Origin of the sequence: Thiohalocapsa sp. (genome assembly GCF_019695415.1) — a bacterium.
GTDB lineage: Bacteria > Pseudomonadota > Gammaproteobacteria > Chromatiales > Chromatiaceae > Thiohalocapsa.
In genome coordinates this window covers 1-7,256 of the sequence record NZ_JAIFKJ010000110.1, presented here as the reverse complement: position 1 = coordinate 7,256, position 7,256 = coordinate 1, and the positions used below count along the sequence as shown (strand labels likewise).

Genomic DNA, 7,256 nt, shown 5'->3' with positions numbered 1-7,256 from the left:
GGGTGCGGGGGGGGGGGGGCCAGGGCGCAGAGGGTGGGGGGCAGCTGCAGCAGGGCCGCGAGCGGCGGGCGGTGCAGAGAGGCAGCGAGCAGCGGGAGCAGCGGCACCGCCGCCGCGGCCGCGAGCAGCGGCAGCAGGGGCTTCAGGCGCGTCGCAAGCCGCTGCGCTCGACCCGCCACGGGCGCCACGAACGGCTCAGGGCCGTACGCTGTCGATGGTGACACTCACCGCGCCGGTGCTGGCGGCGGAGACAGGACCTTCGATGCCCTCCAGATCCCCAGGCTGCGGCATGGCCTGGCCACTGGGGGAGACGCGCGCGCCCACCAGCACTTGCGGGAAGGCGGACAGGCGCATCTGCGGCATCATGGCCATGCTGTCGTCCAGACGCACGCTCGCCGGCAGGTCAGCGAGCGTCAACCGCTGGACGGCCAGGGGCATGGGCGGGCCGGCTGCGGCGCGGGCGAACACGAACACCGTGGTCTCGGGCGGCATGCGGCCTGCGAGCGCCGGCGCCAGCGAGACGCTGACATCAATGGCTGCGCCCGTCGTCTCCTGTGGCGGCGGCGCTGTGGGGGAGGGCTCCGTTTGCGCAGCGGGCTCCGCGGCCGGCGCCGCCTGCGTGGGCTCGGGGGCAGTGGGCGTCGGCGGTGCCGGCTGAGCCGGCTGTTGTGCACTCGTCGTGGCCTCGCCGGCGGGCGGTCCTGCCGTGCCCGCTTGCGTGCCATCGGTGTTGGCCGCGAGCTGCATCTGTGGCGGTATGCCGGCGCGCTCCTGGGCCTGCGCGATGAGCTGGCGCAGCTCTTGGGCGTCGTCGCTCTCTGGGTCTACTTGCTCAAGCACGCGCTTCCAGGCGGTGGCGGCGGATTGGTACTGGCCCCTTTGGAAGGCGACCATGCCGGACAACCAGCGCGCGGTCGCGTTGTCTGGCTCTGCGGCCAGGACCTCGGAGATCAGCTCGGCGGGCTTGCCTTCGAGGTCTCGGTTGTTGTTCGCGGCGATGCTTTCGGCGTAGGCCAGCGTGACCTGGGTGTCATCGGGCAGCAGCTCGTGGGCTCGCGCCAAGGCCTTCTCGGCGTCTGGAATGCGCCCCAAGGCGAAGTAGGTACGCCCGAGCATGGTCCAGCCCTCGCCGTCGTCTGGGGCCTGTTGCAGGCGTTCTTCTAGGCGCTGCACCAGAACGTCAAGCGCCGGCATGCCGTCCGCGCCGGCGTGCTGCTGCGCACCGGCGCCGCCGCCGGCTGCGGTTAGCTCCAGCTGGGGGATAATCTGCCGCTCACCCAGGAGCAGGTAGAGTGCGAGGGCCATGGCCGGCACCGCGAACACCAAGGCGGCAGCGGTGAGGCTTGGGCCCGGCAGCTTCACGTGCGCCACGGGCTTGGGGTCGTCTGGGCCGAGATCCGCGGTGTCGCGCAGCAGCTCCCGCTCCAGGTCGCGGCGGGCGGCCTCGTACTGGGTGCGGTCGAGCTTGCCGGCGGCGAGGTCTGTGTCCAGCTCCGCGAGCTGCTGCTTGAACAGCTCCAGGTTGACGCGCGCCTGGTCGGCTTCGGCCGCGCTGTCGGCGTTGTCACGACCGGCGATGAGCGGGGCGACGACAAAGAGCACCGCCAGCAACGCGACGCCGGCGGCGAGAATCCAGAAGATGGTCATAACAGGGTTTGCTTGGACAGGCTCAGGTGGGCTTTTTGGGCTCGCCGTCGGCGGCGCTGTCGGCACCTAGAAGGGTGCGCAGGCGCTCGCGCTCGGCTTCGGACATATCGTCGTCTCCTGCGGGCTTGCGGCGCAGTACCGCGCGCAGCATGAAGAAGGCGGCGATGCCGATGATGACGAAGGGCCCGAACCAGAGCACGTAGGTGGAGGGCTTGAGCGGCGGGTCGTAAAGCACGAAGTCCCCATAGCGTGCGACGAGGAAATCCAGAATCTCGTCCTCAGACTGGCCGGCGCGCATCATGCGGTAGACCTCGTTGCGAAGATCCTGGGCCAGTTCCGCCTGGGAGCCGGCCAGGGATTCGTTTTGGCAGACCAGGCAGCGCAGCTTGGCGATTAAGTCCCGAAACTCCTGTTCCTGGGCCGGGCTGTCGAATTGGAATTCCTCCAGCGTATACGCCGGCGTTGCGGTCGCGACGGCGAGGAGTGCCGCGAGCAGGATGGTCTTGAGCAGTGGTGGCATGCCTGTTGGAAGTTTGAAGTGTGAAGTTCGAAGTTTGAAGGCGTGCTGCCGACGGCTCGGCATGCAGCGGGGGGCCTCATTGGGCGCGGGCCCACAGCTCGGCCGACGTTGTAAGGCCCGACGCTGGTGACACGTGCTCGCGGTCGTTGCGGCCTCAGCTCGCGAAAATTGTGGCCGCTTCGCGTAGGCCCTCCGGGGTGCGCAGACTTGAGTCGGCGGCCCGGGCAAGTGGCCGTCCGTCCGCCGCCGGGGAGTCGGCGCCCGGCTCGGGCGCTGCGCAGCCTTGCCTCACCCCCTCGCCCGCAGCTCCGAGACCAGCGGCTGCAGCTTCTTCTCCCAGACCTCGCGATCGATGGGTCCAATGTGCTTGTAGCGGATGATGCCGTCCTGATCGACGACGAAGGTCTCCGGGGCGCCGTAGACGCCCCAATGGATGCCGACGGTGTTGTCAGGGTCGTAGCCGTTCAGGTCATAGGGGTTGCCGGTGAGCTGGAGCACGCGCATGGCGTCCTGTGCCTCGTCTTTCCAGTTGAGGCCGACGATCTGGAAGTCCGGGACTTCAGACAGTGCCATCAGCGCCTGATGCTCGGCCCGACAGGAGCTGCACCAGGATGCCCAGACGTTCACCAGCGAGATCTTGCCCTTGAGATCGGCCTCGGTGACGGTGCGATTCGGATCCTCGAGCGCCGGCAGGCTGAACTGCGGCACCGGCTTACCGATGAGGGGGGAGGGGACCTCTCGCGGGTCCTGCCCCAAGCCCCAGACCAACAGTGCCACCAGCCCCGCGAAGACGATCAGCGGGGTCAGGTAGCGCACAGATTTGGACATGGCCATGGCTGTGCCCCTCAGGCCCTTGCCGCCACAGGATCTGCGGCGGGCTTGCGCGCCCGGGCGCCGGCAAGGCGGTAGCGCGGATCGGAGACGGCCAGCGCGCCGCCCAGGGCCATCAGGATCGCACCCAGCCAGATCCAGCGCACATAGGGCTTGTAATAGAGCCTGAGCGCCCAGTCACCGCTGTCGCCCACCGCCTCACCCAGCGATACGTAGATGTCGCGGAAGAAGCCTGGGTCGATGGCAGCCTCCGTCATGGGCATGCCGCCGCCCAGGTAGGCGCGCTTTTCCGGGTACAGCTTGGTCACCTCGCGGTCGCCCCGGTAGACATTGAACTCGCCGCGCTGGGCTATGTAGTTCGGCCCCGGGACCTGCTGCGCGCCCAGGAACTCGAAGCGGTAGCCGGCGAGCTCATAGCTGTCGCCCGGGGACATGCGCACGTCCTCTTCCAGCTGATAGTTGGAGAGCACCGTGACGCCGACGATGAACATCGCCACGCCGACATGGGCGGTGACCATGCCGTAGAAGCTGCGGCCTCCGCCGCGCAGGTCGGCAAGGATGGCCGGCCCCATGCCGCTGAGCCCGCCCTTGTTGCGCAGGCGCTCGCGCACGATGGCGACGTGCGCGAAGAAGAGCCAGGCGGCGAGCGCAAGACCAACGGGCACCCAAAGCGTCTTGGTATTGAACACCGGCAGGGCGCTGATGGCGAGGACGGCTGCGCTGAGCGCCAGCGCCCACCAGAGTGTCTTCAGCACGCGCAGGGGCTCGTCATGCTTCCAACGGGTGGCTGGCCCAAGCCCGATGAGCACCGCAAGGAAGGGTGACAGGGCCAGAAACATCTTGTTGAACCAAGGGAACCCGACAGAGATCTTGCCCCAGTTGAATGCCTCGTAAATGAGCGGCGCCAAGGTGCCGAATAAGACCAGCACCGTGAAGGCGACAAAAATCAGGTTGTTGCCGAGCAGTGCCGATTCTCGTGAGAGCAGGCTGAAGCGCCCGCCGTCAGAGACCTCCGGCGCGCGCCAGGCATAAAGCGCCAGTGATCCGCCCACCACGATGCACAGGAAGACCAGAATGAAGAGTCCGCGCGACGGGTCGGTGGCGAAGGCGTGCACCGACGTGAGCACGCCAGAGCGCACCAGGAAGGTGCCGAGCAGGCTCAGCGAGAAGGCGCAGATCGCGAGCAGCACCGTCCAACTCTTGAAGGCAGCACGCTTTTCTGTCACCGCCAGCGAGTGGATCAGCGCGGTGCCGACCAGCCACGGCATGAACGAGGCGTTTTCGACCGGGTCCCAGAACCACCAGCCGCCCCAGCCGAGCTCGTAGTAGGCCCACCAGGAGCCGAGCATGATGCCGATGGTGAGAAAGACCCAGGCAACGGTGGTCCAGGGCCGTGACCAGCGCGCCCAGGCGGCGTCCAGCCGACCGCCGATGAGGGCGGCAACAGCAAAGGCAAAGGCCACCGAGAAGCCCACGTAGCCCATGTAGAGCATGGGTGGATGGATGGCGAGCCCCGGATCCTGCAGCAGGGGGTTCAGGTCACGCCCTTCGGCCGGCACCGGGAACAGCCGCTCGAAGGGGTTGGACGTGAGCAGCATGAACAGCAGAAAGCCGATGGCGATCATGCCCTGCACCGAGATGACCCGGGAGACGACGGTGAGCGGCAAGTTGCCGCTGAAGGCCGCCACCGCGGCACCCCAGGCGGCCATCATCAACACCCAGAGCAGCAACGAGCCCTCGTGCCCGCCCCAGACGGCGGAGACCTTGTAGATGGTGGGCAGCAGGGTGTTCGAGTGATCAGCGACGTAGAGCACCGAGAAATCGCTGGTTAGGAATGCCTGGGTCAGCGCGGCGAAGGCGATGGCAAGCATGGTGAGCTGCCCATACGCCAGCGGCCGGGCCATGGCCATCCAAGGGCGGTTGCCCGAGAGTGAGCCCGCCAGCGGAAAGGCCGCCTGGACGACGGCCAGCAGCAGCGCCAGGATCAGCGCGAAGTGTCCGAGCTCGGGAATCATTGGGTCACCGTATTGCCTGTGGCGGGCATGGACTGGACGGCGGTCTCCACGACGCCCTTTGCATGGACGGTCTGCAGCGTGTCTTCCACCTCCGGCGGCATGTAGGATTCATCGTGCTTGGCAAGCACCTGGTCGGCGTAGAAGACGCCGTCCTCGCCGATGCGGCCCTTGGCCACCACGCCTTGGCCCTCGCCGAAGAGGTCCGGCAGGATGCCCGTGTAGCTGACCGGCACGGTCTGCGCATTATCGGTGACATCGAAGCGTACCGTGAGGCCGTCCTCCTGGCGGTTCAGCGTGTTCTCCACCACCAGCCCCCCAACGCGGAAGACGGCATCGGTGGGATGCTCGCCGGCGTGTACTTGGCTCGGGCTGAAGAAGTACGCGATGTTGCTGTTGAGGGCACTCAGCGCCAGGGTGGCGGCAATGCCGACGCCGACTACGGCGACGCCGACGAAGATCAGGCGTTTTTGTCTTGCTTTCATGATTGTTCTCCCGGTGGCACGTTTTGCGTGCGCAGTCGAGCCAATCGACCGACGCGCTGCAAAATGGTTCGGCGGCTTCGGCGCAGCACCAGCATCTCCGCGATGAGCAGCGCGAAGGTCATGCCGAAGGCGCTCCAGACGTAAAAGGCGTAGCCGCCCTGGCTCAGGAAGCCGATCAAGCCTTGCATCAGACGCTCACCCCCCGATTGGCGGGTCGACCTCCAACCCCGGCAGCGCCGCGGGGGGACGTGCCTTCGGCGGCATCGACCATCTTGCGCACCCAGGCGTTGTCCTGCTCACGCAGCAGGATGATATTGCGCAGCCGCGCGAAGGCCGCGGCGAAGGAGTAGAGCCAGAATCCGAGCGTCATGACCAGCATGGCGGTGAGGATGTTGGACTCGATGTCGGTGAGCGAGGAGCGCTGGTGCAGCGCCGCACAGTTGTTTGGGTCTGGGCAGTTGATGGACCAGTAGATGATGGGCAGCATCACCAGGCCGACGATGGCGAGCAGCGCTGCCGCGCGGTCCGCCCGCCGGCTGTCGTCGATGGCCGAGTGCAGGGCCATGAAGCCGATGTACAAAAAGAACAGGATCAGCTCGGAGGTCAGCCGCGGGTCCCAGTCCCAGTAGGTGCCCCAGCTCGGGCGGCCCCAGAAGGCGCCGGTCCAGAGCGCCAGGAAGGTGAAGATGGCACCGGTGGGGGCGACGGCGTTGGCCATCATGAAGCTCAGGCGCGTGTTGAACACCAGCCCGACCGCGGACCAGGCCGCGAGCACCAGGTACAGCCACATGGACATCCAGGCCGAGGGCACGTGGATGAAGATGATGCGGTAGTACTCTTTTTGCGGGTTGGTACCACCAAGGCGCTCAGGTGTTTCGAAAAAGCCCCAGTAGAGCGCGAACAGCACCAACGCCAGCGCAGCGAACCCGAACACCGGGACGAGCCGGCCGGCCACCGGGTAGAAGGCGGTGGGTGCGGCGTATTTGAACCAGTTGATCTTCATAGCGCTCGGCGGTGCGTCAGTTTATCACCATCAGTTGGGAGCGATTACGGGGTTACCCAGCGTCAAGGTTAAGGAAACGAGACAACACTCCGGGGTTACCGAAGGGTAATGCGGAGCTGGAAGCATAGCTGCCGCCGTGCTTGCGACCACCGTCATTCCATGGAGATCCTAAGCGCCGCGGCGGCCGCTGGCGGCGCCAGCACCAACCCGCCCAGCAGGAAGGCCCCCAGCAGTGCGAAGTAGGGCTCCGTGTCCTTGATTTCGATGACACTCACGCTGACGGCCCCCGCCCCGTATACCAGTACGGGGATGTACAGCGGCAGAATCAGCAGCGACAGCAGAATGCCACCGCCGCGCAGACCAAGCGTCAGCGCCGCGCCGATGGCCCCGAGCAGGCTCAGCACCGGCGTGCCGAGCGCGAGCGCGACCATCATGACCCAAATGGCTGTGGCCTCCAGCGAATACTTCATGGCCATGATGGGGGCAATCACCACCAGCGGCAGCCCGGTCAGCAGCCAATGCGCGACGATTTTTGCGAGCACCAGCAGCGACAGCGGCTGCCCGGCCAGCAGCAGCTGCCCCAGCGTGCCGTCGTCGTAGTCCGCGGCCAACACCCCCCCAACCGCCCGCCTGGACCACAGCACGCCCCGCGCCCACCCCACCCCCCGCCCCCACATGCGCACCCGCACCCGCCCCCCGCCGACCACCAGCGCGACCACGACCCCGCCACCGACCCAAACAGCACCCAACCGAAGCAA

The 7,256-nt window shown here is 67.1% G+C and carries 9 protein-coding genes; all 9 read right to left on the bottom strand.

Features of this window, described 5'->3' with window-relative positions; genetic code table 11:
• Window positions 1-188, bottom strand: a 188-nt coding sequence (locus I6U14_RS02480) for a hypothetical protein (RefSeq protein WP_296896619.1), incomplete at its 3' end; no start/stop codon positions are given.
• Between the two features lie 7 nt (window positions 189-195).
• Window positions 196-1,647, bottom strand: a complete 1,452-nt coding sequence (gene ccmI / locus I6U14_RS02475) for a c-type cytochrome biogenesis protein CcmI (RefSeq protein ID WP_296896617.1) — start codon at window positions 1,645-1,647, stop codon at window positions 196-198.
• Between the two features lie 22 nt (window positions 1,648-1,669).
• Entirely contained in the window at window positions 1,670-2,167 is a 498-nt protein-coding gene (locus tag I6U14_RS02470; protein ID WP_296896615.1) for a cytochrome c-type biogenesis protein, read from the bottom strand.
• Window positions 2,168-2,455: 288 nt separating this feature from the next.
• The gene (locus I6U14_RS02465) at window positions 2,456-3,001 is read right to left on the bottom strand and encodes a DsbE family thiol:disulfide interchange protein (RefSeq protein WP_296896613.1); all 546 of its coding nucleotides are present in this window, start codon (window positions 2,999-3,001) and stop codon (window positions 2,456-2,458) included.
• A gap of 11 nt (window positions 3,002-3,012) precedes the next feature.
• Entirely contained in the window at window positions 3,013-5,013 is a 2,001-nt protein-coding gene (locus I6U14_RS02460; protein ID WP_296896611.1) for a heme lyase CcmF/NrfE family subunit, read from the bottom strand.
• The gene (gene ccmE, locus I6U14_RS02455) at window positions 5,010-5,495 is read right to left on the bottom strand and encodes a cytochrome c maturation protein CcmE (RefSeq protein ID WP_296896609.1); all 486 of its coding nucleotides are present in this window, start codon (window positions 5,493-5,495) and stop codon (window positions 5,010-5,012) included. The genes I6U14_RS02460 and ccmE overlap by 4 nt, the downstream gene beginning before the upstream one ends.
• Window positions 5,492-5,683 carry a heme exporter protein CcmD gene (gene ccmD, locus I6U14_RS02450; RefSeq protein WP_367115615.1) on the bottom strand — a complete coding sequence of 64 codons (192 nt, stop codon included), beginning with the start codon at window positions 5,681-5,683 and terminating at the stop codon, window positions 5,492-5,494. The genes ccmE and ccmD overlap by 4 nt, the downstream gene beginning before the upstream one ends.
• Window positions 5,683-6,498 (bottom strand): cytochrome c biogenesis protein CcsA, encoded by an 816-nt coding sequence (ccsA, locus tag I6U14_RS02445; protein WP_296896608.1) that lies wholly within the window; start codon window positions 6,496-6,498, stop codon window positions 5,683-5,685. The genes ccmD and ccsA overlap by 1 nt, the downstream gene beginning before the upstream one ends.
• A gap of 152 nt (window positions 6,499-6,650) precedes the next feature.
• Entirely contained in the window at window positions 6,651-7,256 is a 606-nt protein-coding gene (gene ccmB / locus I6U14_RS02440) for a heme exporter protein CcmB (protein WP_296896607.1), read from the bottom strand.